Genomic DNA, 25,982 nt, shown 5'->3' with positions numbered 1-25,982 from the left:
GCTTGAACGTAGTTACTACATTTGGAGTGGTGTCAAATGGTGAGGCTGAACGACCAGCGGCACGCGGCCTCGTTGACGCGGCGATCGAAGTTGCCGGCCCGAGAAGGCGCATGCGGCCTGACCGTCAGAGGCGTGGATGCCGAGGCCGCCAGGGAGGGGAACGGGGATGGGGTCGTGGACCAAGAAGGGCCGCTCGCTGTTGGCGCCGCGCTTTGCCTGGGGTTACTCGCCGCCTGCGGCGGTGACGCCGAGAGGAAGACGGACCTGGCGGAACAGGGCCGGTTCGTAGAGGGCGTCGTACCCCAGCCGTCCAACGCGGCGGAGACGACCAGGCCGCGTTGACGCAGGGGATCAGGGAGCCAGCGACCTCGTCATCGTCGCGGCTCGCCGGCTCCGCCCCACCCCAGGCGATACTCCGCACACATGACCGAGGTGACTTTCCGCCATCTTTGCACCGCCTTCTGGCATATTCGAAGCTTTGCCGCCACCCTCCTGTCATTGCATGGTCACCGCTCGGGGGAGGTCGCGTGGAAGAGATGCCCAGCGCCAAGGAAGTTCTCAATCGGCTGCTCGACAAGGTGGCAGTCTCGACCGTGTCCAACAGTGCGCTGGTCGGTAGCGTCGCCAAAGCCGTGGTGGCCGAGGAGAAGGATCGACGCAAGAAGTACGAGGCCATGGCGGCCGAAGCAAAGACTCAGGGCAGGAGAGTCGGCGAGCCGCCGGTCGAGTTGCGCCGCAAGCAAGGGCTCCGCCCATTCCCTGACACGGAGCTGGGAGCAAATGTCAGCCTGCAGTACATCCAGGTACTGCACCACTTGGCCCGCAGCATGGCACTCACCCAGCGAGGCGCGTCCCGGGGACTGGCCGAGCACTGGGGAAGCCTCAAGTACCTGCAGGCCCTAGAGCCACAGAAGGGCTCTCTCCTCTGGCTCTCCGCGGAGGGCAAGCGCATCGTCAGGCACTACAAGTCCTCACAGTCCGAGGAACTCGGCCAGGCCTTCGCCGTCACCCTCGCCGAGACGGTCCTTCGGCGCAGATTTCCCGGCCACAGCATCTCGATCATTCACTCGGACACCGTGCTTCGGGCCGGGTGGGCCCTGAAGAACGCCGAGTTGGAGAAGGGACAGGGCAAGGACCACAACGTGGGGTACCGGTACCGGCCGGACTTCCTCGCGGAGATCTGGCAGCCCGGCCGACCGTCGTTGGTCATCCCCCTCACGTGCCGGGGGAACCACTCAGGCCGGTCGAAATCGCACGAACAGCTGGCGTCCTCCGCAGCCTACGTGGACGGTCTGCACATCGGACCGGCAGGTGAGACGCCCGGTCTTCTGTTCAGCATGGAGCTGCCCCTCGAGGGCCCCCTCGCCGTCCACGCGTTGCACGCGCCGGGAGCGGGTGGATGGCTCGACTCATCCGGCGAAGGCGCGGCAACCGGGATCGACTGGGACGGAACGCCCTGGCGGAAGAACCTCTTCCCCGGAATCAGGATGCCGCAGTCGGGAGACGACGAGCCCGTCCCCGTGCCCGGTTGCCACATCGCCGCGGCCGACTTCGCGTTCTTCCAGCGTGTGATAGCCCAGACGGGCGCGGCCGGCCTGACCGCGTTCGCCGGAGCAGGGCGGGCGACGGGAAGGCTGCTGACGAAGCGGCAGGGCGGCGAGTTCTTCTCCAAGACCTTCGAACATCCGGCGGCCACCAGCGTCCAGGACGCGGACCATGACCTGCTGGGCGAGCATTTCGCCGGCACGGATCACATTTTCCGTCTCAACGGAGACCGCGTCGAAGCCTTCACCGGTCTGCAGACCGATCTCTTCCGGTGTCTGGTGAAGCGCGGCTCGGAAGACGAGGGCCTGCCGAGGCCAGAGGTCGAGAAGGCCCGTGAGGTGATTCACGCCCGCCTTGGCGCATCGCCTCGAACGGGCTGGGACAAGGAATGGGGCGGTCCGGTTTCCGTTCATCAGGACGGGACCGTGCTCGCCCTCCGTCTGGTCAAGGTGCGGAAGAGCGGTTGACTCCCGCGCCGCATACTCCCGGCAGAGGGCAGTGCCCGTAGGAAGAGCCTTTCAGCCAGAAAGCATCGGCCTTCAGCCTCCGCGCGAGAGGCACCCCTCCGCTGCCCTTAGGGTGGTACGCCCGTATGACCAGCACAGCAGCAAGGGGGAGCACGTGACCGCCCTGTCCGAGAATCCGACCGGTGTGCATATCCGCGTCGTGGACCACGACCCGCTCAGGGCCCGGCGGGAGGCGCGGGAACTGCTCGCAGAGGTCGGCGACGCCGACCCGGCGGCTCGCCTGGAGGTCTCCCAGCCGCAGAAAGCCACAGAGGGCACCGACAAGGGCGGGATCACGGCCGAGACGGTCGGCGTCATGCTCAACGCCGGGGCTCTGGTCGCCGCCACCGTCCAGGTATGGCTGGCGCGGGTGCCGCAGCGGACAATCGTCGTCAGGCGCCTCGACGGGGCCACCATGGAGATCACCGGCAGGCAGGCCCGGGCGGACGACCAGGGCATCGAGCGCTTTCTCGCCGGGGGCGGGGACGGCGATGCGGCCCGGCCCGAGGGGGACGGCACGTCCGGGCAGACAGGCGGCTGAGCACCGGATGACCGACAACGACCGCTGGGCCATGCTGGTCGGCGTCTCGACGTACGACTCCGACGCCGTGCACGACCTGCCACCGGTGCGCGCGGACCTGCACTACATGCAGGCGGTGCTAGAGAGCACCGAGATCGGTATGTACAACGACTGCGCGATGGTCGCCGAGCCGACCCGTGCGGAGATGCTGCACGCCATCGAGGGCTTCCTGGAGGAGCGGCAGTCCCATGAGACGGCCCTGCTGTACTTCAGCGGACACGGGGCGTTCTGCGAGGCCGACAACCAGCTCTACTTTCTGACCAGGGACACCGACCCCGCCAACCTGCCCGGTACGGCGGTGCCCGCGTCGTTCCTGGAGCGCACTCTGCAGTCCTGCCGGGCCGCTTCCAAGGTCGTCCTGCTGGACTGCTGCTCCAGCGGGAGCGTGGTGCAGGGGTGGACGGCCAAGGGCGGGAGCGATGAGGAACGACCGGTTCCGAGCACCCTGCTGCGCCCCACCGGGGTCTACTTCATCACCGCCTCCGACGCCCTGCAGACGGCCTCGGCGATGGCCCCGGCCGGCTCGGAGCTGGGCACCTCGCGGTTCACCGGCGAGATCGTGGAGGGGCTGCGCACGGGGCGGGTCAAGGACGGCGGCTGGATCACCCCCGACGACCTCTTCGACTATCTGACCGCGCAGATGGTCACGCTCGGGGTGCCGGAGGAGCAGCGTCCCACCAAGTCGACCATCCGGGCCGTGCAGTCCCTGCCGTTGGCCCGCTCGGTCGCCCGCCGGGTGCCGTTGCCCACCATGCCCGCGGGTCCGGCGCATCGGGCCGGCACGGACACCTCGCCCGTCGTGCGCAAGGCGCGTGAGCTGGCTCGTCTCGACGCTCGTGACGGGGTGGACTGGCAGCGGCTGCTGCACTACTACGTCCACTGCCTCGGCGCCTCGTCCGCCGCCGGGATGAAGCCGGACCGCGCCGCGGGCCTGAACTCCGCCTACTTCCTCCTCGGCAGTGGACCGGAAGCCATCCAGGCGGGCGGGGGAGGCTCCCTGCCGGCTCCGCCCATGCTGCCGCGCCCCAAGAGGCCGTCGACGCCTGGCGCGGCTCCGGACGGTTCGGACGCCTTGCAGGAGTACTGGTACGGATATCCCGCCGTCACCCTGCCCGGCGCGGGCGGGGCCCGTGGGCGCGTCCAGATGAGGATCGCACCGCTGCTGATGCAGTCCATGGAGCTGGAGCCGGACGAGCACGGCCGCGACCGGCTGCGGCCGGTCGGCACACCCGCGCTGAACCCGGGTGTGGTGACGGAGCTGCTGGCCGATGACGACGCGGCCGCCCTGCTCGCCCGCTGGCAGCCGACCTGGCAGGAGGGCAACGGGGCGCAGATGGTCAAGTCCGTACGCGAGCTGCTGCGCGAGCTGGGGCTGCCGGAGCTGGAGCCGCTGGATCTGTCGGGGCTCCGTGAGCAGTCCGCGATGGGAACGCTCCGTGCCGGAGCGCACAACGCGGCGGTGCTGCTCGCGCCCTCCGGCCGGGAGCGGATGGCCGTGGACGGCCTGGTCGACAACCTGCTCCAGATGTCGGCCAGGACCGGCCAGATCGCCGGCACCTCACTCGCCGCGCTGCTGGACGAGGACGGGGAAGACACGCAGCCGCGCCTCGGTGGCCACACCCTGGTCACGCCCGGCCCCTGCAACGAGAGCCAGGAGCAGGTAATCGCGTCCGCGATGAGCCGGCCGCTGACGGTGGCCACCGGCCCGCCCGGCACCGGCAAGAGCGAGGTCGTGACGGCCGTGGTGGCCACGGCCGTCGCCGCGGGCCAGTCGGTGCTGGTCGCGTCCACCAACAACAAGGCCGTCGATGTGGTGGCCGAACGCTGCGACGCGATCGCGCCCGGGCTGCTGTTCCGCACCGGCAACAAGGATGTCCGGGAGGTGGAGGCGGCCAAGCTGGAGAAGCTGCTGAGCGAGCCCACTGTGCCACCGCGCCGAAGCTCCGGGACGGTAGCCGGGCAGTTGCGCAACGCTCGCGGCCGGGCCGAGGTCGAGCGCCAAGAGGCGGCGGAGCTGGTGGCGGAGGAGCAGCGGCTGCTGGAGCTGGTACGCGACCGCGAGGACAGAGCGGAGTCCCTGGGTGTCGCGGTGGCGGCACTGGCCGGAGTGTGGGTCGGTGAGGACGGAACGGTGCTGGACCGGTGGCTGGTGCGGGCCCGGCGCGCCGCTGCCGCCCGGTGGTGGCTGCCGCGCTCCCGCCGGCGGAGATCGCTCGAAGCCTTCCTGGACGCCGCCGACGGGTCCGCGGTCGCATGGCCGAACTGGGCGAAGGAGCGTCCGGTGGGCGCGGAGCCTCTCGCGGCGCTGGCCGACGCGCTGGCCGTCGAGCAGTCGCTGCGGCAGCACATCGCGGCCACTGCCGTTCGGGACGAATCGGGGCTGAGGGAGCGGCGGCTGCGGACCGCCGACGCGCTCTCCGCGCTCTCCACCGAGCTGTCGCAGGCGCTGTCCGCCGAGGCACTGGCCCGTGGCCGCGGTCTGCTGAACCAGCGGCTGCAGACCCTGCGCGGCAAGCGGGGCAACCAGCGGAGCCAGCGCAACCTGCTGCCCCACGTCCGGGGCTGGGCGATCAGCACGCACGCGGTACGGCAGCTCGAACTCGTACCGAACCTCTTCGACCTGGTGGTCATCGACGAGGCGAGCCAGTGCGCCATCCCGTCCGTGCTGCCGCTGCTGTTCCGGGCGAAGCGCGCGCTGATCATCGGCGACCCGATGCAGCTCGGCCACATCCCCGGTGTCTCGGCCGAGCAGGAACGGCAGGCCCGGGTGCGGTCCGGGCTGAGCGCCGCCCAGCTGGAGGACCGGCGGCTCAGCTACCACGTGTACTCGGCCTACCACGCCGGCGCCCAGAACGGGGCGGAGGCGTTGCTGCTGGACGAGCACTACCGCTGCCATCCGGAGATCGCGCAGGTGGTGAACGGCTACTGCTACGCGGGCGGGCTCCAGATCCTCACCGATGTGCGCCGGCAGGTCCCGGCGGCCGACCCGCTGGGTGCGGCCGATCCCGTCCCGGTACTGGGCTGGGTGGACGTACCGCAGGGGGCCTCCTACCGCAGAGAGCGGGACCGGTCCTCGTACAACCCCGCCGAGGCGGAGTCGGTCCGGGAAGTGGTGGAAGGGCTTCTGGCCCGTCTCCCCGCGGCGGCCACCGTAGGTGTGGTGACCCCGTTCAAAGGACAGAAGGAGACGCTGGAGCGTCTGCTGCCGAGCGAGCGGGTCGAGGTCGGCACCGTGCACGCCTTCCAGGGCGGCCAGCGGGACGTCATGGTGCTCAGCCCGGTGGCGACGGACAACACACCTCCGCCGACCGCGCACTGGGTGGCCAGCCAGGTCAACCTGTGGAATGTCGCCGTCACCCGGGCGAAGTCCCAATTGATCACGGTCGGCAGCCTCGGGTTCTGGCAGGGTCGGACCGGGCTCCCCTCGCTGCTCGCCGACCGCTCGACGGCGCTCCGGCCCCATCCGTACGACCAGCGGGCCGCCGGCGCCGGCCGTCCTCAGCCTCCCACGGGTTCCGACCCCTTCCGGGAGGAGCTGGCCGACCGGCTCCAGTTCCATTTGGAAGAGCGAGGGATCACCGATCTTGAGCGCTCGGCCATGGTGGGCGGTCGCCCGGTCGATGTGCTGTACACCGTGGACGGGCAGAACACCGCGGTGCTCCTCGACACCGGACCGCCTGCCGAGCTGCCGCCGGACCGGCACCTGCGGCTCGCCCACGCACGAGGCGACCTCCTGCACGGCCTCCCCTCGGGAGGAGCGGGCGCGAAGCCGGGCCCGGTGGCACGCACCCTCCGGGTCCCCGCCTGGCGGGTGCTGGCGGGTGGTGAAGCGCTGCGGGAGTGCCTGGAGTGAGCCCGGGGCGGGAAGACCGCCGCCCCGAGCCGGACCGAGGCACTGACGGGCTGCGGTCGGGCGGGGTGGACGGATCACCTCCGCCCCCGGGCCGTCCGTCTCGTACCGATTCCCTCGGAGGCGTCCCGTCCGGTCGTCGCCACCGTTAGGATTCACCAGGTCGGCGGCCCGGTCGGCCACCCCGGGATCGGAGCACCGCCACGAGGACACGGGGCGGGCGACAGCGTCAAGGACGAGAGCACGAGGCGGGGACAGCGCATGCGGGAAGGCCGGTGGACCACGGTCACCGAGTCCGAGTACGACCACGAGCGCAATGCCCTGGAGAAGATCCGGGAGCGGCTCGGGGACTCCGACCCGTGGCGTGCCTGGTCCAATTTCACCTTCACCGCGGGCACCGGCCACGTACGCGAGGTCGATCTTCTCGTCGTCACCCCCTCCGGCGTCCACATGATCGAGCTGAAGCACTGGCGCGGCTCGCTGACCAGCGAGAACGGCACCTGGGTGCAGACCCGGCCGAACGGCCGCCGAGAGCCACACGGCAATCCGCTGCACCTGGTCAACAAGAAGGCCAAGGAGCTGGCGAGCCTGCTCGGGCAGCACGGCAAGCGGGTCTGGGTCTCCGAGGCGGTCTGCTTCACCGAGAGCTCGCTGCGGATCAGCCTCCCCGCGCACGACCAGAACGGCGTGTACACGCTCGACGAGTTGCTGGTCATGCTCACCGCTCCGCCGCGCGACGAGCGGCGGCGGATCACCGCGATCGGCTCCCGTGAGATCAAGGCCGCCCTGGACCGGGTCGGCGTACGCCGCAGCGAGGCGGAGTACCGGGTCGGTCCGTACCAGCTGGAACGCAAGCCCTTCGACACCGGCCCCACCTGGGCCGATTACCGGGCGCGCCACAGCGAGCTGCCCGAGGTGGCCCGGGTCCGGGTGTATCTGAGCGAGCGCGGCTCGGACGCCTCGATCCGCCGTTCGGTGGAGAACGCCGCCCGGCGCGAGGCGGCCGTACTCAACCGCTTCCGCCACCCCGGTGTCGTCCCGTACAAGCAGTACTTCCCCTCCGGGCACTCGGCGGGCCCCGCGCTGGTCTTCGACTACCACCCGGAGACCCTGCGGCTGGACGAGTACCTGCTCCAGTACGGCAAGCGGCTCGACATCCTGAGCCGGATGGCACTGGTCCGCCAGCTCGCTGAGACCATGCGCTCCGCCCACTCCAGCCGCCTGCATCACCGGGCCCTGGCCGCCCGGTCCATTCATGTGATCCCGCGCGACCGGGGCCGCCCGGGGCAGGCCGTGGGCGAGGAGGCCGCCTGGCTCACGCCGCGGCTGGAGATCTCCGACTGGCAGGTGGCCACCCAGCGGGGCACCGCCACCGGCGGCACCGGTCCGGACGGGGCCACCCGCCTGGCACCCACCGCGCTGTCCGCGATGCACCTCTCCGACGAGTCCGACCCCTACTTCGCGCCCGAGCTGACCGCGCTTAACGCCGACCCGGTGTATCTCGATGTGTACGGCCTGGGCGTGCTCACCTATCTGCTCGTGACGGGAAAGGCCCCGGCGGCCAGCCAGGCGGAGCTGCTGGCGCGCCTCGAAGCGGGTGAGGGTCTGCGTCCCAGCTCCCTGGTCGACGGGCTCGCCGAGGAGGTGGACGAGCTGGTGCAGGCGGCCACCGCCTACCGGCCCGGGCAGCGGCTCTCCACCGTGGACGAGTTCCTGGAGATGCTGGAGTGCGTCGAGGACACCCTGACGGCTCCGGAGCCGTTGCCCGCCGACACCGACCCCGCCCCGGCCGCCGCTGACAAGGATCCCCTGGAGGCGGTCGCAGGCGAGGTGCTCGCCGGCCGCTGGGAGATCCGGCGCCGCCTGGGCACCGGCTCCACCAGCCGCGCCTTCCTCGTCCGCGATCTGGAGTCCGAGGCCCGCAAGACCCGTCCGCTCGCCGTGCTGAAGGTGGCACTCTCCGACAGCCGCGGCGAGGTGCTGGTACGCGAGGCCGAGGTCATGGGCCGGCTGCGCCCGCACTCCGGTGTGATCCGCATGGTGGAGCCGCAGCCGCTGCGCCTTGGCGGCCGTACGGTGCTGGCGCTGGAGTACGTCGGCGACGAGCGGGCCGAGCCGGACGAGGCGGCCGAGTCGGCGGGCCGCACCCGCGCCAGCCGCCGCGAGGACACCGTCGCCCGTCAGCTGCGCGACTTCGGCAGGCTCCGGATGGATCAGCTCGAAGCGTACGGCGACTACCTGTTCGGCGCGGTCGACTTCCTGGAGGGCGAGAGCGTCTGGCACCGCGACATCAAGCCGGACAACATCGCCATCCGCATCCGCCCCAACCGCACCCGCGAGCTGGTCCTCATCGACTTCTCGCTGGCCGGCTACCCCGCGCACAACCACGACGCGGGCACCGAGGGCTACCTCGACCCCTTCATCGGCACTCTGACCCGTACCGCCTACGACTCGCACGCCGAGCGGTACGCCCTCGCCGTCACCCTGCACCAGATGGCCTCGCGCGAACTGCCCAAGTGGGGCGACGGCTCGGTACTCCCCCATATGACCGACGAGAAGGACTTCCCCTTCCCGATCATCGCGGCGGACGCCTTCGAGATGCCGATCCGCGACGGCCTGGTCCGCTTCTTCCGCAAGGCCCTGCACCGGGACGCGAGCCGCCGCTTCCGTGAGCTCAAGCCGATGCGGGACGCCTGGAAGAAGATCTTCCTCGATGTCACGCAGACTGTGCCGTCCAGCCACCGCTCCCGCCACTCCGAGTCCGCGGCCGCACCGGGGCCGCAGGCCGAGGGCTCCGGCATCGCGGACGCGGAGCCGCTGACCGCCGACGAGCAGCGGGACCGGCTGGCCGCCGAGGTCACCCGAAAAACCCACCTTTCGGCCGCCGGCCTCACCCCCGCCGCCGAGTCCTTCCTCTACGGCCTGGGCGTCGCCAGCGTCGGCGCCCTGCTCGACTACAGCCGCAGCAAGCTGCTCAACGCCCCCGGCCTCGGCGCCAAGACCCGCACCGAGGTGCAGCGGCGGCAGGCCCAGTGGGGCCGGCTGCTCCGGGAGGCCCCGGTCTCCCCGCTCACCTCCAAGGGGCGGGCGGAGGCCAAGGAGGAGCTGGCCCAGCTCACCGCCGCCGAGTCCGCCGTGCTCGGCAACCTCAGGGACCCGGACGCCTCCGCCGGTCTGACGGAAACCGCGCTGCGCTCGCTGAGCCTGGACACCCTGGCCACGATCCTGGTGCCGGAGCTGAACAACAACCGCTCCAACGCCAACAAGGTGGAGATGGTCCGGCTGCTGCTGCGGCTGCCGAACGAGCGCGGCGAGCTGCCCGGCATCGGCGCCTGGCCGAAACAGAAGGACGTGGCCGAGGCGCTCGGCCTGTCCGCCGGCCGTATCCCGCAGATGCTCAAGGAGGAGCGCAAGCGCTGGAAGAAGCACCCGGCGGTACGGGAACTGCGGGCCGAGATCATGGAACTGCTGGCTGCGCTGGGGCGGGTCGCCCCGGCCGTCGAGATCGCCGACGCGCTCGCGGTACGCCGCGGCACGCAGCTGGCCGAGCGCGACCAGCGCCGCGCGCTCGCCCTGGCGGCGGTCCGCGCCATCGTCGAGGTGGAGCAACTCCAACCGGAGGAAGCCGAGTTCCAGCACCAGGCCAACCGCAAGGCCACCGAGGACGTGCTCGCCGCCGGTCTGCTGGCACTGGACGTCCGGGAGAAGGACGCCCCCGACACCCCCTCCGCGCCCGGGCTGCTCGGCTACGCGGCGAAGCTCGGCAAGACCGCCGACCGGCTGGCCGGCCGGGAGACGCTGCCCACCGCGACGACCGTCCTCACCGAACTGGCCGCGCTCACCCCACCGCCCGGCACGGTCGACTGGGACGAGCGCCGGCTGGTCGAACTGGCCGCCGCCGCCTCCGAGAACGCGGCCGCCACCCCCCGGCTGGAGATCTACCCGCGCGATCTGCCGCTGGTACGAGCCCTGCGGCTCACCCAGGCCGGCCTGGTACGCCTCACCCCGGGCATGCCGGAGGGGCGCCAGCCCGGCATCACGGCCGCCGACATCCATGAGCGGGTACGGGCCCGCTTCCCCGAGTTGGTCGTCCCCGACGGGCACGGGGGCACCAGCCACGACCTGCCGGTGGGCGGCGCGCTGACCAAGGCCCTGCGGGACGCCGGGTTCGACCTGACCCTCTCCACCCGCGAGGGCACCCGCACCCCGCGCTACCTCCCCACCCGTCTCGACACCGCTTCCAGCTATCTCACCGGCGACGGCTGGACCCGCACCGGCGCGGGGGCGGCCTTCACCCGCTACCACGACGACCAGGCCATCGCCGCGGCGGTCCGCGCCGACGAGCGTCTCCTCGCCTCCGCGCGCCGAGACGGCTACCGGGTCCTGACCGTCCACCACGACCGGGTGGTCACGGCCGCCGGAAAGCTGGCGACCGGTCGCTTCGACGCCCAGGTGCTCTCGGTGACCCGCCTTTTTCTGGACGCGCTCCACGCACTCGTGCCCCCGGGCGCCAAGCCCACCTGGGACACCATCCTCAAGGCCGACGCCGCCGACCCCGGTTCGCGGGGCGCGCTGAAGTTCGCCGAGTACGCGCGCACCGCGTGGGGCACGGTCGAGTCCCGGATACGGGAGCTGCTGACGCCCGCCGCCGGTTCGGCCTCCGGCTCGGGCCCGGTGCTCCTCACCGAGGCCGCGGTGTTCGCCCGGTACGACGCGATGGGCGTCCTGGACCGGTTGGCGGAGGCGTCCCGGGAGGGCGGACGAGGACTGTGGCTGCTGGTTCCGCAGCCCGACCCGTCCCGCGAGCCCCGCCTCGGCCCGGCCACGGTGGCCTACCAGGTCGGGCTGGGTGAATGGATCGAACTTCCGGACTCGTGGGTGAAGGACGACCACCTGGCCGGTACGGGGGCGGTGCCCATGGGCCGCCCCCGAGAAGAGCAAGCAGAGGGAGACGAAGCATCGTGATTGACCGCAAGGCCCTGTTGGACGACCTGAAGCCGCAGGTCAAGGCGGTCGAGACTGATCTCGCCCAGCAGGTCAAGGCCGTCTCCGAGGTGGGCACCCGACTGAAGGCCGAGTACGACCAGGCTCGCAGGCTGGGCCGCACGGCCGCGACCTGGAACGCCTGGCTGGACGAGCGGGTCACCCAGGTGGCGGTGGCGTGGGTGCTCGGCACCGTCTTTGTGCGCTTCTGCGAGGACAACCGGCTGATTCCCGAGCCGTACCTGACCGGCCCGGAGGACGACCGCCGCGACCTGGCAGTGGCCCGGTACCAGGACTACCAGGGCACCAGCGAGAACCCGACCTACCGAGGCTGGCTTGAGCTGGCGTTCAAGGAGCTGGGCGCGGGCCAGGCGGGCCGGCTGCTCTTCGACGAGCGGCACAATCCGCTCTACCAGATCCCCCTCTCCCACGACGGGGCCCGGGAGCTGGTCGAGTTCTGGCGGAGGCGGGATGAGGCCGGCGTGCTGGTCCACGACTTCACCGACCCGCTGGAGGAGGACGGCGACGGCACGAAGGGCTGGGGCACGCGGTTCCTGGGTGACCTGTACCAGGACCTGAGCGAGGCGGCCCGCAAGACGTACGCCCTGCTCCAGACGCCGGACTTCGTGGAGGAGTTCATCCTCGACCGGGCGATGGACCCGGCGGTCCGGGAGTTCGGCTACGAGCAGTTGAAGATGATCGACCCGACGTGCGGGTCCGGTCACTTCGTCCTCGGCGCGTTCCGCCGCCTGGTCCGCCTGTGGGCCGACGGCCGCCCCGGGAGCGACGCCCACGAGCGCGTGCGCGCCGCGCTGGACTCGGTGCACGGCGTGGACGTGAACCCCTTCGCGGTCGCCATCGCCCGCTTCCGGCTGCTGGTCGCGGCGATGGCGGCGAGCGGGGTACGGACGCTGGCGGAGGCCGCGCGGTACGAGTGGCCGATCCACCTGGCCGTGGGCGACTCGCTCATCAAGCACCGCCACAAGCAGGGGAATCTGTTCGACGGGCTGGAGGAGGAGGGCGCCGACGAGTTGGCCGACTTCAAGTACCAGACGGAGGACTTGGACGAGCACCCGGAGATCCTGCGGCCGGGGCGGTACCACGTGGTGGTGGGGAACCCACCGTACATCACGGTCAAGGACAAGAAGCTGAACGAGCTCTATCGGGAGCTGTACGACGCGTGCGCGGGAACGTATGCGTTGTCGGTGCCGTTCGCTCAGAGGTTCTTCGAGCTGGCGATGGTGGGGGACGCGGAGAGCGGCCGCGGGTACGGGCTGGTTGGTCAGATCACGGCGAACTCGTTTATGAAGCGCGAGTTCGGAACGCGGTTGATTGAGACGTACTTCGGGCACGAGGTGGAGCTGACGGAGGTAATTGACACCTCTGGGGCCTACATTCCGGGGCATGGGACGCCGACGGTGATTTTGGTGGGGCGGCGGCGGGGTGGCAGTCATCGGTCTGGGACCATTCGGACGGTGCGGAGTGTGCAGGGGGAACCTGGAGCACCCGAAAAACCGGAAGAGGGATTCGTCTGGCGAGCCATTTCCGACCATATCAATAGTCCAGGCTCAATCAGTCGATGGATTTCAACTGACGATCTTGAACGCGAAAGGTTTTTCGGCCAGCACCCATGGATTCTCACTGCGGGCACATTGGAGATGGTTGACGCCATCAGTGCTGGAGCAATTACTACACTAGGTGCGCAAGCTCAAGCCATAGGAGCTGGAGCAGTCACACGCGAAGACGACGCTTACATGGTGGGCAGCAGGTGCCTCGAGAGACGAGCGGTACCATCCCGCTATCGCATGCCCTTGGTCGAGGGCATGCAAGTGCGTGACTACGCGATCCTTGACCCCACCAAGGCGATCTGGCCGTATTCCAGCCCATCACTAGCGGCGGAACAGGATACTTCCACACTGAAACTTCTTTGGCCATCCCGTCGTATCCTGCAAACAAGGATTGCCTTTGGCAAGACGCAACTGGAAAGGGGTCTAACCTGGTTTGAGTACTCGATGTTTTTTCGCAAAAGGTTCGACAACCGATTGAGTATCACCGTTCCAGAAATCGCCACCCACAATCACTTCGCCCTGGAGCGCGGCAAAAAGGTATTCAAAGATACCGCACCGGTGATTAAACTTCCCCCTGAATCCGACGAGCAGGAACATGCATCCCTTCTCGGTACATTGAATAGTTCTACAGTTTGCTTCTGGATGAAAGCGAACTGTCATAATAGAGGTGGCAGCGGTCTAGGGCGAGGCTTTCAAGACGAGGCCTGGGAAGATCGATATCAATTTAAGGTAGCCAACCTGGGTCGAATTCCTCTGCCCGCCGAGCACCCGGCGCAATTGGCCTCAACTCTAGACGCGATCGCTCAACAACTCGCCGACATTACGATGCAAATTGGCGAATCACCCAGCTCCGTCCAGCTCGCCGCCGCAAGAGAGGAGTGGCATTCGCATCGCGCTCGGCTAATTACCCTCCAGGAGGAAATCGATTGGCAAGTATACTCATCGTACGGGCTCCATGCAGAAGACCTAACGTTGCCTCACGGCCTGGAGGCCGATCACCTTCCCGATATCGATTTCGGTGAACGCGCCTTCGAAATCGTGCTAGCACGCCGTATCGCCATGGGAGACGCCAGCGATGAATGGTTTAGGCGGCACGGTTCGACTCCCGTCACCAAGATTCCCCAGCACTGGCCTGTCGCATATAAGGCAGTCGTCCAGAAGCGCATCGATGCCATCGAATCATCCCGCGCCATCGGCATGATCGAGCGCCCCGAGTACAAGCGGCGCTGGGCCACCGAGGGATGGGACGCGCTCCAGGAGAAGGCGCTGCGGGCCTGGCTGTTGGATCGAATCGAGAGCCGGGACAACTGGTTCGACGGGGGTGTCCCGACCATCGTCACGCTCCCCCGGCTCATCGACAGGCTCTCGCGGGACGAGGATTTCGCGTCCGTCGCCAAGATCTTCGCTCCGCAGGCGGAGCTGCCCGTCGTCGTGGCTGAGCTGATGACGGACGAGCACGTGCCGTTCCTCTCTGCCCTGCGCTACAAGCCGTCCGGGCTTACAAAACGTGCGGACTGGGAGCATGTTTGGAACCTCCAGCGGCGGGAGGACGCAGCGCCGGACGAGCCGGCCAAGCGCAAAATCCGGGACAGCATCCCCGTACCGCCCAAGTACACCTCCGCCGACTTCCTTCGGCCGTCGTACTGGCGGGCGCGCGGCAAGCTGGACGTGCCGAAGGAGCGGTTCATCTCGTACGGGCAGGCCAACACCGCCACACCTCAGCTGTACGGCTGGGCAGGTTGGGATCACCGGGAGCAGGCGTACGCGCTGGACACGTACATCGCCACGCACGAGGGGCTGAGCACCGAGGAGGTCACCCCAATGCTGGCCGGGATGCTGGAACTCCAGCCGTGGCTGGACCAGTGGCACAACGAGCCCGACGCCATCTTCACCCCGACACCGGCCAAGTTCTTCGAGGGCGACCGTCAGATGGAGCAGGGCAAGCACGGGCTCACCGACGAGCAGCTTCGGGCCTGGCGTCCGGCCGCCGCAACGCGGGGGCGCCGTAGCACCAAGAAGTAGCCACGCCTTGCAACAGCCGCCCCGCGACCTGCGATGGTCGCGGGGCCGCTGTCTGCGTAGGGTCAGCCAGTGAGCTGACCGTTCTTGACTGCCGTCACGAAGGACGCCCAGCCGCCCTCGGGGAACACGAGCACAAGTCCGTTCGGCGTCTTGCTGTCACGGACGGGGACGATGCCCGTGTAGTCGTCGGAGACCTCCAGGCACTCGCCGCCGTCGGAGTTGCTGTAGCTGCTCTTGCGCCAGGAAGCCAAGACGAAGTCGTAGCTCATCTCTACGCATTCGCCCCCGTCCTGGTTGCTGTAACTGCTCTTGCGCCACGTCGCGGCGCTCAGATCGATGGGTCGCACGGTGCTTCCTCCAACAAGGCCAAGACGAAGTTTCGCGACTCGGCAGGGGAAAGTGCCAGGTCACGCATCGCATCGTACGCACGCTGTAGCGCCTCAACCGAAGCGTTCTCCGTGATCAGTTGACCTCGGTAGCCGTCCTCCGTGTAAGCCACCGTACGCCCGTCGGCAAGTCGCAGGAACATGACAGTGGCGTTCATCAGCCCGTGCAGTCCCACTCCGTTGGTCAGCACCTGGATCGTGACATTCGGGCGCTCCATCACTTCCACCAAGTGCTTCAGCTGGTTCTGCCACTCGGCTCCGTCACGCAGCGGCGTCCTCAAGACCGTCTCGGACAGGATGCTACGGAACGGTGGAGCGTCCTCACCGTCCAAGAGGTCGCGGCGGCCGATCCGAGCCTCTACCTGCTGATCGAGTTCTCGGCCCTTCAAACCACCTGCCGCAAGCAGCTCACGGGCGTAGGCCGGGACTTGCAGCAATCCTGGCACCACGCTCGGGGCGAAGTGCCAAAGGCTCAAAGCCTCCGCCTCCAAGGCCATGTACCGCCGGTACTGCTCCTTGAACTGGGTCTTGTCCGCCGCCGCCAGCTCCCACAGCGCCAGCAGCAGCGGGCAGTCGTAGTACTGCCCCAGCGCCTCCACCACCTCCGGGCTGCCGATGGTCTGGCCCTTCTCCATCTTGCCGAACAACGACCAATCCCAACCGAGCCGTTCGCCGAGCTGGCGCAGGCTCACCTTCTTCTCGGCGCGAAGTAAGCGCAGCTCCTCGGCGAAGCGCTGACGGGGCTCCTGGCTCCGGCCGGTGATGACGCGTCGCTGCGGCATGGGCTCGCTCCTCCGAGACGGTCGCTGGGCGGGGAAACGTACAGGCCGGAACCGTGTGGAAGGTGTGGAACCAACCTCGTACGGCACGGAAGCCACCCCCCGTCCACGGTGTGGGCCCCGGCCGCCGGGAGCATGCTCGTAACGCCCGGACTACGGAGCGTAGACAGCCCCGTGAGGCCGGGTGAGTCAGATGACCGAACCTCGTAAGGAGACGCGCCGATGATGCCTACGTCCGGAGGATCGACCGAACACGCGAGCGATGGAAGCCCGTCCTCGGCGGCCAAGATCAAGGAGGCGGTGCAGGCGCGGGACGCCCTGGCCGACGCGCTGACCCGGGCCGGCATCCAGCTTCCGGCTATGGACGTGCGCACGCCGTGGGCGGAGGACCGGGAGGACGAACGGCGTTACGCGCTGGTACACCTCGGGGTGTGCTCCGCGCCCGTGGCGTACGCGCTGGCGGAGGTCATCGCCAAGGGGATCGCGAACGGGCTGAGCAGTTGACCGAGCAGTGGCTGCCCGCGCTGGGCACGACCGTCCGGGACACCGGGCGGGACCGCGTCGGGGTCGTCACCGGGGTGGAGCGCGGGTACGTGTGGCTTCGGCCCCTCGGGGGCGGCCGGCAGTGGGCCGTGGAGCCTGCCCGCGTAAAGGCGTTGAGCACGTCCGAGGTGCTGAGCGCCCAGCTCGCCGAGGTGAACGCGCGCAGTCGGCAGGATCTCGGCGCGGCGCCCGGCTGCGTACCCGATCCGGCGCCCGGCCCCGCCCCGGCGCCGGGTGATCGTCCGCCTGCCTAGGATGGCGGCGACCATCTCAGCGGTCCGACGGACTTCCTGATCCACCCCGCGCGGACATCGGAGGACATGCCCCCACCCGCACGAGTCTTCTTCGTGCTGCCTGGGGGCATTCCTTGTTGTTCCGTGAGTCCGCGGCATCCGTGGCCGCCCGTCTTCTCGAAGGATCGCTGGCGCTGGCTCTGACCGAGAACTTCGTGCACCAGCGCGGACGGCGGCCGGGTGACGCGGAGCTCCGGTCCTGGGAGCGGAGCCTGCCCGCGCTGGTGAACGCGTTGATCGAGGCCGGGCTGGACGAGGTGGAAGTGCTGCTGGAGTACACGCTGCCGCTGACCAGCAAGCGGGCGGACGCGATACTGGCGGGCGTGCATCCGGCCGCGGGTGAGCCGTCGTACGTGGTGGTGGAGCTGAAGCAGTGGAGTTCGGCGTACCCGGACGACGAGAACCCGCGTCTCTGCCGGATCGACGCGTACGCGCAGCCGGTGCTCAACCCCATCGAGCAGGTGCGGAGGTACTGCGAGTACCTGCTGTCCTTCAACGGGGCGCTGGAGCGGGTGCCCCAGTCACTCGCCGGGGTGGCGGTCCTGCACAACGCGACCGAATTCGGGGTGCGGGCACTGCGGGAGGTGCCGGAGGATCTGCGCGGCCGGATGTACAGCGGCGAGCAGCGCGGGGCGTTCATCGAGTTTCTGAAGTCCCGGCTGGCGGCGAGGCCGGGCGCACAGGCGGCGGACCTACTGCTGGGTGCACGGATCAAGCCGTCGACGCAGTTGATGAAGGTGGCCGCGGCCGAGGTGCGGGAGCGGGAGCAGTTCGTGCTGCTTGCGGAGCAGCGGGCGGCGTACGAGCTGGTGCTGTCGGCCGTAAGGAAGGCACGGCGGTCGAACCAGAAGCAGGTCATCGTGGTGAAGGGTGGCCCGGGGTCGGGGAGGAGCGTCATCGCGCTGTCGCTGTTGGGGGAGCTGTACCGGCGGGGGGTGACTGCTCTGCACGCCACCGGGTCGCAGTCGTTCACCAAGACGATGCGGAAGGTCGCCGGGGCGCGGAAGCCCGAGGTGCAGCAGCTCTTCAAATACTTCAACAGCTTCATGGAGGCGGAGCCGAACAATGTGGACGTGCTGATCTGCGATGAGGTGCACCGGCTGCATAAGACGTCCGTCCGCCAACCGCTATACGCGGGCGGCCCTGCGTACGGGGCGGCCGCAGGTGGCGGAGCTGATCGAGGCGGCGCGGGTGCCGGTGTTCCTGCTCGACCAGCATCAGGTGGTGCGGCCGGGTGAGATGGGCACCGTGGCGGAGATCCGGCGGGCCGCCGAGGAGCAGGGGCTCGACTGCGCGGTGGTCTCGCTGGACGAGCAGTTCCGGTGCGGTGGAAGTGACGCGTATGTGAAGTGGGTGGCCGATCTGCTGGGGTGGGAGGGCGGCCGGCCGAGCCGGTGGGAGCCGGACGGCAGGGTGCGGCTGCTGACCGCCGAAAGGCCGCAGGAGCTGGAGGCCGTGCTTGCGGAGAGGCAAGGCGAGGGCTATGGCGCCCGGATGTCGGCGGGCTACTGCTGGAGGTGGACCTCGAGGATCACCTCGGCATGACGGTCCTTCCGCACGATGTGGTGATCGGCGACTGGTCGCGGCCGGGGAACCTGTACGGCGACCGTTCGGTGCTGGGCGCTCCGCCCGCCCCGCTGTGGGCGACCGATCCGGCCGGGTTCGGGCAGGTGGGCTGCGTGTACACCGCGCAGGGCTTCGAGTACGACTGGTCGGGCGTGATCATCGGGACGGATCGCTGGGTGGTGGACCGTGCCGCTTCAAAGGACCCGGTCTTCACCAAGGCGACACCGGACGAGGACGTGGACCGGCTGGTGCGCAACACCTACAAGGTGCTGCTGACCCGGGGCATGATCGGCACGATCGTCTACTCGACGGACCCGGAGACGCGGGCCAAGCTGCGGGAGCTGATCCATCCTGAGCAGGGGGCGAGGACGCCGGTCGGCGTCGGATGATCACGGGGTGCGGTCCCGTGCTGTCAGAGGGACACCATACGATCGGGGGAGATAGGAGAAAGCCCACGTCGGAGAGCGAGACCGCCCATGGCCCAGCAGCCGCCCCTGCTCCGCGATGTCATCGACATCAAGGAGTCCATCTCCACCTCCGACTTCGTTCTCCGGCTGTCGGAGGCGACGACGCCCGAGGGGGCCGAAGCGGCCCTACGGGACTATGTGGTCACCGAGCGGCTGCTGGAGAACTTCGACGAGGCGTTGGGGCTGATCAAGGCCGCGTTGGACGGCGGTACCTCCAAGGCGGCCTATCTGCACGGCTCGTTCGGTTCCGGTAAGTCCCACTTCATGGCGGTTCTGCATGCCCTGCTGAGCGGCAGTCCGGCCGCCCGGGGCCGGGCTGACCTCGATCCGGTGCTGACCAAGCACGAGTGGCTGGGGGCTGACGGCAAGCGGTTCCTGCTGGTGCCGTACCACATGCTGGGGGCCAAGGCGCTGGAGCAGCGGGTGCTCGGCGGGTATGTGAGCCACGTCAAGCGGCTGCACCCGGAGGCCCCCACGCCGCAGGTCTACCGGACGGACGCGCTGTTCGGGGACATCAGGGCCATGCGGGCCCGGATGTCGGACACCGCGGTGATCGCCGGCCTGGCCTCCGCGGACGGCGTGGGCGAGGAGGACGAGTGGGGCGAGTCCTTCGCGTGGACGCCGGAGCTGCTGGACACCGCGCTCGACGCGGAGGAGGTGCACGAGGACGTTCCACTGAACCTGGTGAGCCCCTCGACGCCGGCGGAGCTGCGGGCCCGGCTGGTGGAGGACGCCGTCACCAGCCTTCTGCCCAACTACACGAGGAACGCGGCGGAGGACGAGCACGGGTTCGTCTCCCTGGACGCCGGGCTGTCGGTGATCGCCGCTCACGCCAAGTCACTCGGTTACGACGGGCTGATCCTGTTCCTGGACGAGCTGATCCTCTGGCTGGCCACCCTCATCCACAACCAGAAGTTCGTGGCCCGGGAGGCCGCCAAGATCACCAATTTCGTGGAGGGTGGGGACGCCCGCCGGGCGATCCCGGTGGTCTCCTTCATCGCCCGCCAGCGCGATCTGCGGGAGCTGGTGGGCGAGGAGGTGTCGGGAGCGGCCGAAGCGTCCATCCAGGACACGCTGAATCTGGCCTCCGGCCGGTTCGACAAGATCACCCTGGAGGACCGCAACCTCCCGCAGGTGGCGCACGCCCGCCTGCTCAAGCCGCGGGACGAGGCGGCCGCGACGCAGATCGCGGCCGAGTTCGACAAGACCCGCAAGCTCCGCCAGGAGGTCTGGGACACCCTGCTCGGTTCGGACCGTGGCGCGGACGGCATCGGCGCGGACGAAGCCAGCTTCCGGCTGACCTACCCCTTCTCCCCCGCGTTCATGGACACCCTCGTCCATGTGTCCTCGGCGTTGCAGCGCAACCGGACCGGTATGAAGCTGATGGGCCAGCTGCTCGCCGACCACCGGCACGAGCTGCGGCTGGGTGATCTGATCCCGGTCGGGGATCTGTATCCGCTGATCACCGCCGGTGGGGACAAGCCGTTCACGGACAGCCTGAAGGTCATCTTCGAGGCCGCCGACAAGTTGTACCGGACGAAGCTGCGGCCGTATCTGCTCCTCACCCACGGGGTGACCGAGCAGGAGATCGAGCAGTACACGCACCGCCCGGACAGCATCGAGGACGAGAGCGTGCGCAGCCGGGTCCAGCAGTTCACCGGGGACAACCGGATCGTCGGCACTCTGCTGCTGTCGGCGCTGGCGCCCAGCGTCCCGGCACTCTCCGACCTGACCATCCGCCGGTTGTCGGCGCTGAACTACGGCTCGGTCACCGCTCCCATCCCGGGGCGGGAGTACGGCATCCTGAAGAACAAGGTCGCCGAGTGGGCCGGACGCTTCCCCGAGATCAAGGAGACCGGCACCGACGCCAATCCGGGCGTCCGGCTGGAGCTGTCCGGGGTGGACGTCGACTCGGTCGTCGCCAACGCCAACGTCAACGACAACGCCAACAACCGTGAGGAGCTGGCCAGGCGCCTGCTCATCGAAGAGCTGGGCATAGAGCAGGGGCAGCTGTGGTACGAGCTGCCGTTCGTCTGGCGGGGCACCGAGCGCAGCGCCGAAGTCGTCTTCGGCGATGTGGCGGCTGAGGAGGACCTGCCCGACCATCTGCTGTCGCCGGCCCAGGAGGGACGCTGGCGCATCGTCATCGACCTGCCCTTCAACGAGGGCGAGTACCGGCCGATGGACGACCTCCAGCGGATGCGGCGGCTGCGCGAGCGGCAGGGTGAGCCGTCCCGTACGGTCGCCTGGCTGCCCACCCATCTGTCCGGTCAGCGGTATGCGGACTTCCGCCGGCTGGTCACCCTGGACAAGGCGCTCGCCGACCCGGAGCGGTTCGACGGCCAGTACGCCAAGCACCTCACCCCGGACAACCGTTCCCGGGCCAAGGGACTGCTGGAGACCCAGCGGGACACCCTGCTGAAGAACGTGAAAGCCGCGTTCAAGCAGGCGTACGGGCTGGCGGACAAGAAGTCCACCGATGTGGAGCTGGGCTTCACCGAGCATCTGGAGTCGCTGCGGGAGGTGGAGGGGCTGACGCTCTCCTTCGGCCACTCGCTGCACGACGGGATCCGGCATGTCGCGGGAAAGCTGCTCGCCGACCAGTACCCGGACCATCCGGAGCTGGACCCCGACCGCACCGGCACCGTCGTCAAGACGGGTGACGCCCGGAAGGTGTTCACTCATGTGCGGGCCGCCGCCGAGGCGCGGGACGGCCGGGCCGAGGTGCCGGCGGCCGACCGGGCACTGATGCGCCGGATCGCGGGCCCGCTGCGGCTGGGCGAGCAGAAGGAGGCGTACTTCGAGGTCTCTCGGTACTGGCCGGACCACTTCGGCAGGCTGGCCCGGGAGAAGGGGGTCACCGGCGACCTCAGCCTGATCACGCTGACCGACTGGACGGACCTGCCGACGCCGCGCGGCCTGCCCGGGCACCTCAGCCGGCTCGTCGTCGCCGCGTACGCCGAGATGGACGACCGCGTGTGGGTGCGTGCCGGGGTTCCGCTCGACCCGGCTCCGGCGCTGCAAGAGATCAAGGACCACGATGCGCTGCGCAGCCAGCCGCTGCCCTCCGAGGAGGCGTGGGAGGCGGCCAGGTCTCACTTCACCTCGGTGTTCGGTGTGTCCGCGCCGACGCTGCGCCGGGGCAGGATCGTCAACCAGTTCGCCCGGCAGATCCATGAGCAGGCCGGGGAGTACCGGGAGAAGGCCCGTGGGCTGCTGGCGCAGCTGGAGGCGCATTCCGTCTTCCTCCAGCTCGACGAGACCGACGAGTCGGGCCGGTTGGCACTGGCGCGCCGGTCGGTGGAGCTGATCGAGACACTGGACCGGACCGCCGGGCAGGGCGCGGCCGCGGCCCGGAAGGCGGTGGAGGCGCTGGCCTCGTTCGACTTCGGCGCGGCCGGAGCGGACCGGCTGGGCACCTCGATCAAGCAGGCGAAGACGGTGACCGAGGCGCTGAACGGGACTTCGTGGAAGTCCACGCTGGAGCTGGCCTCAGCGGCGGGGCCCGAGGGCGCCGCGCTGCTGGAGTCACTGCGCAACGCGGCCCGCAGCGACCAGCGCACCCATGACCTCGCCAAGGCGCTGCAGCGGGCCCAGCGGGAGGTCCTCGCGCTGATCAAGCGCAATCAGGCGTCGAACGCCGTCCAGCCCGGGCCCGCTCCGGCGCCTGCTCCAGGTCCGGCCGATGTGCCGCTGGACACTCCGAGCAGCCACCCGGCGGTTCCGCAGGGCAGTGAGACCACTCCGGCCCCGTCCTCGTCCTCCTCGGGCGGCGCGTCCGGCGGCGGCTCGGTGCGGCAATCGGGCGGCGGGCGGACGAAGGCGTCCCGTGCGGTGGCCGAGTTGCAGGCGGAGCTGGCCTCGCTAGTCGCCCGCCACCCGGACGCGACCATCGAGATCAGCTGGCGGGTCGTGGAGTCGTGAGCACCAGCACCAGCGCCGGAGCCGGCGGGGGCCTGGCGGTCACGCTGACCCCGGCGACCCTCACCCAGTACCTGTCCACCCAGAGCTCGCTGGCCGAATCACTGGCGGGTCGGGGGCGGCGCCGGGTGGTCCTGCTGCGCTCCTCCCCCGTCTGGGACGGCCCGGCCGAACCGGTGTGGGGGGACGGGCAGACGGCGCGCGTCGCGGTCGGCCCCTCGCCGCTCGCCGTCCACGAGCTGATCATCGAGCACCTCGCAGAGGGTTCAGCGGGCGACGGCGGACCGGCCGTACTCGTTATCCTGACCGACCGCGAGCCGGGCGAGCTGGACCCGGCGATCCTGGTCCGGATCCACAAGCGCCGTATCGACGCCGTGGACAGCTGGAACGTGGTGCGCGAGGCGTTCGGCGCCCAGCAGATCGACCCGCGGCTGAGGCAGGACGACTGGGCCGCCGAAGCGCTGCTGGACGCGGCCCCGCCGGGTGACTGGCCCCGGCTGGCCGGCGGCATGCTCTCCCGGCGCACCGCACTGTCGCTGCTGGCGCAGCGCCGGCTGCGACTGGGGCGCTACGAGGAGGACGGGGCGGTCGCCGGCCGCGTGGACGGATCCCCGGCGCCCGACAACCTGGATGTACGCACCCTGCTGGACTGGTCACTCACGCCCGGCAGGCCCGAGCGGATGCTCCAGCTGCGCGGACCGGAGCGCGCGGGGCTGGTCTCCTTCCTCGGCGAGCAGGAGCAGGCAGGGCTGTCCGGCCGGGCGCTGCTGGCGCTGGTGGAGGCCGGGCACGGGGCGGACGCGGTGGCCTTCGGCCTGGTGTGCGCGGCCCTGTGGTGCCACGCGGAGGCGGACGCGGCCGTCTACACCGCGCGAGGCCGGGCCGAGCGCTGGTTCGGGGAGACGCCTCCGGCCCGCGGGGAGCAGCTCGACGCCTTGGCCGCGGCCTTCGGACAGGCGGCGGAGGAGTATGTGCTCGGCTTGTTCACGACCGCGTCGGCAAAAGGCGCCGGCGAGGACTCCGAGCGGGCCCGGGAGGCCAGGCGTACCGGGGACATGGTGGTGCACCGGGCGGCTGCCCTGGTGCTCCAGTTCGGGGCGGAGGCGGCGGCCCTTACCAGTCCGCTGCTGCCGGCCGGGCTGGACGCCCGGTTCGGCGCGGTGGGCGAGGCGCTGGCCGCCGGGGAGCAGGAGGCGCTGGCGACGGCTGTCGAGGCGCTGGCGGCGCACCACGGGGCCGGCCGTCCGGAGGCGCGGGTGCGGATCGAGCGGGCCCGGATGGCCCACCGGCTGGTCCGCTGGCTGGCCGGCGGGCCGGCGGTGGACGCGGACTCCGTGGGCCACGCCATACAGCGGCATGTCCAGGAGACCGGCTGGGTGGACCAGGCGGTGGAACACATCGAAGCGGGCGGCGATCCGGACCCGGTGCTGGGGACCGCGTACCGCTGCCTGGTGGGGCGGGTGCGCGAGCTGCGTCACGCCATCGACCGGTCCTTCGCCGAGCGGCTTGCGGGCTGGACGGCGGCGGGCAGCGGGCCCGGCACGATGCTGATCGTGGAGGACTTCCTCGACCGGGTGGTCGGGCCGGTCGTCAGGGACGGCGGCCGGCGGGTGCTGCTGATCGTGGTGGACGGTATGAGCGCGGCCATCGCCACAGAGCTGGCCGAGGAGGTGCGCGGCACCTGGGCGGAGTTCGACCCGGTCGGCGAGGGGGCCCCGCGCCGCCGTGCCATGGCGGCCGCGCTGCCGACGCTGACGGCGGTCTCCCGTACCTCGCTGTTCGCCGGGACGCTGCTGCGCGGCTCGCAGCAGGACGAGACACGGCTCTTCCCCCGGCTGCGGCTGTGGGGCGGGGCTCCGGCCGCGGTGTTCCACAAGGACGATCTGCGGGCCGGGTCCGCCGGTGAGGTGTTCGGCGCCGCGCTCGGCGAGGCGCTGGCGGACGGGTGCACCCATGTGGCCGTGGTACTGAACGCGGTGGACGACCGGCTGGCGAAGGAGCAGAAGCTGGGCGACGGCGCCTGGCGGGTGCAGGACGTTCCCGGCCTGGCCGATCTGCTGCGCGCTGCCGCCACCGAGGGCATGGCGGTCATCGTCACCAGCGATCACGGACATGTGGTGGACCGGCACGGGTCGGCGGTGAAGGCGGTGGAGCCGCTGTCCGCCCGCCACCGCGAGCCGGGCGGCCCGCTCGGTCCCACGGAGGTCGAGCTGTCCGGGCCGCGGGTCCTCGCCCCGGAGTCCGGTGGGTCGATCGTGGCCCTGTGGGACGCCGACTCCCGATACACGGCACGGAAGGCCGGGTACCACGGTGGGGCCTCCCTGGCGGAGTTCGCCATACCGGTACTGGCGTTCCTGCCGTTCGGCGCGAGTGCCCCGGCGGGCTGGCGTGAGCTGGGCGGCCAACAGCCGGACTGGTGGTCGTCGCGACCGGCCACCTTCCAGACGCCCGCGACGGCGCCCGCTCCCGTACCGGAGACGCCGGCCCGGCGGCCGGCCCAGCAGCGGCCCAGAAGGGAGCGGGCCGAGCTGGCCCGTACCCACGACGCCCTGTTCGAGGTCGCGGTCGTCCCGGCGGACGAGAGTAGTGGTGACGGTGAGGGCACGCTGCTGTCCGCCCGGGCGGTCGATCCGGATGACGCCCTGGTGGCCGCCCTGCTCCGGTCGGAGGCATTCCAGAGCCAGATCGGGCTGCTGGCGCGGAAGCCCCCGGTGGACAAGGTGGAGCAGGCCGTACGGGCACTGATCGACGCGGGCGGCACCTTGCCCGTCACCGCGCTCGCCCAGCGGTCCGGTTATCCCGCCGCGCGGGCCGACGGCTTCGCTGCCATCCTGCGCCAGCTCCTCAACTACGACGGCGTGCAGGTGCTGGAGACGCTGCCGGACGGGCGTACCCTCCGGCTCGACCTGCCGCTGTTGCGCATCCAGTTCGCACTGGACTGACTGACCCCTCGGGCGGCCGTCTGCTGTGCCG

At 70.1% G+C, this 25,982-nt stretch carries 10 protein-coding genes and 1 pseudogene; 9 read left to right on the top strand and 2 right to left on the bottom strand.

What is annotated here, in order from left to right; translation table 11 throughout:
* Positions 1–536: 536 nt before the first annotated feature.
* From M1O15_RS01125 to pglX, 5 genes are all read left to right on the top strand, one after another.
* A complete protein-coding gene (locus M1O15_RS01125) occupies positions 537–2,012 on the top strand; it encodes a hypothetical protein (RefSeq protein ID WP_248631336.1) in 1,476 nt (491 codons plus the stop codon).
* A gap of 154 nt (positions 2,013–2,166) precedes the next feature.
* Positions 2,167–2,592 carry an effector-associated constant component EACC1 gene (locus tag M1O15_RS01120; RefSeq protein ID WP_248631227.1) on the top strand — a complete coding sequence of 142 codons (426 nt, stop codon included), beginning with the start codon at positions 2,167–2,169 and terminating at the stop codon, positions 2,590–2,592.
* 7 nt (positions 2,593–2,599) lie between these two features.
* A complete protein-coding gene (locus M1O15_RS01115) occupies positions 2,600–6,484 on the top strand; it encodes a caspase, EACC1-associated type (RefSeq protein WP_248631226.1) in 3,885 nt (1,294 codons plus the stop codon).
* A 258-nt stretch (positions 6,485–6,742) separates the two neighbouring features.
* The gene (gene pglW, locus M1O15_RS01110; RefSeq protein WP_248631225.1) at positions 6,743–11,446 is read left to right on the top strand and encodes a BREX system serine/threonine kinase PglW; all 4,704 of its coding nucleotides are present in this window, start codon (positions 6,743–6,745) and stop codon (positions 11,444–11,446) included.
* Entirely contained in the window at positions 11,443–15,054 is a 3,612-nt protein-coding gene (gene pglX, locus M1O15_RS01105; RefSeq protein WP_248631224.1) for a BREX-2 system adenine-specific DNA-methyltransferase PglX, read from the top strand. The genes pglW and pglX overlap by 4 nt, the downstream gene beginning before the upstream one ends.
* 62 nt (positions 15,055–15,116) lie before the next feature.
* Here pglX and M1O15_RS01100 read toward each other — a convergent pair whose 3' ends face one another.
* Together M1O15_RS01100 and M1O15_RS01095 are read right to left on the bottom strand one after the other, a co-directional pair.
* Positions 15,117–15,401, bottom strand: a complete 285-nt coding sequence (locus tag M1O15_RS01100) for a DUF397 domain-containing protein (protein WP_248631223.1) — start codon at positions 15,399–15,401, stop codon at positions 15,117–15,119.
* Positions 15,383–16,222: a helix-turn-helix domain-containing protein gene (locus M1O15_RS01095; RefSeq protein ID WP_248631222.1), complete on the bottom strand. Its 840-nt coding sequence runs from the start codon at positions 16,220–16,222 to the stop codon at positions 15,383–15,385. Before M1O15_RS01095 ends, M1O15_RS01100 begins: the two co-directional genes overlap by 19 nt.
* A 219-nt stretch (positions 16,223–16,441) precedes the next feature.
* Here M1O15_RS01095 and M1O15_RS01090 point away from each other — a divergent pair, with 219 nt between their 5' ends.
* The 4 genes and pseudogenes from M1O15_RS01090 (at position 16,442) to pglZ (ending at position 25,951) form a co-directional block, all read left to right on the top strand.
* Positions 16,442–16,723 (top strand): hypothetical protein, encoded by a 282-nt coding sequence (locus M1O15_RS01090; RefSeq protein ID WP_372499326.1) that lies wholly within the window; start codon positions 16,442–16,444, stop codon positions 16,721–16,723.
* Between the two features lie 406 nt (positions 16,724–17,129).
* A pseudogene (locus tag M1O15_RS01080) lies at positions 17,130–19,010 on the top strand (DNA/RNA helicase domain-containing protein).
* Positions 19,011–19,097: 87 nt separating this feature from the next.
* Entirely contained in the window at positions 19,098–23,012 is a 3,915-nt protein-coding gene (gene pglY, locus M1O15_RS01075) for a BREX-2 system ATPase PglY (RefSeq protein ID WP_248631220.1), read from the top strand.
* The gene (pglZ, locus tag M1O15_RS01070) at positions 23,009–25,951 is read left to right on the top strand and encodes a BREX-2 system phosphatase PglZ (protein WP_248631219.1); all 2,943 of its coding nucleotides are present in this window, start codon (positions 23,009–23,011) and stop codon (positions 25,949–25,951) included. The genes pglY and pglZ overlap by 4 nt, the downstream gene beginning before the upstream one ends.
* Positions 25,952–25,982: the final 31 nt, after the last annotated feature.

The sequence above is a fragment of the Streptomyces lichenis genome (genome assembly GCF_023218175.1).
Taxonomy (GTDB): Bacteria; Actinomycetota; Actinomycetes; order Streptomycetales; family Streptomycetaceae; genus Streptomyces; species Streptomyces lichenis.
Note: the sequence above shows the minus strand (reverse complement) of the source record. Positions and strands in the feature narration are given on the sequence as shown.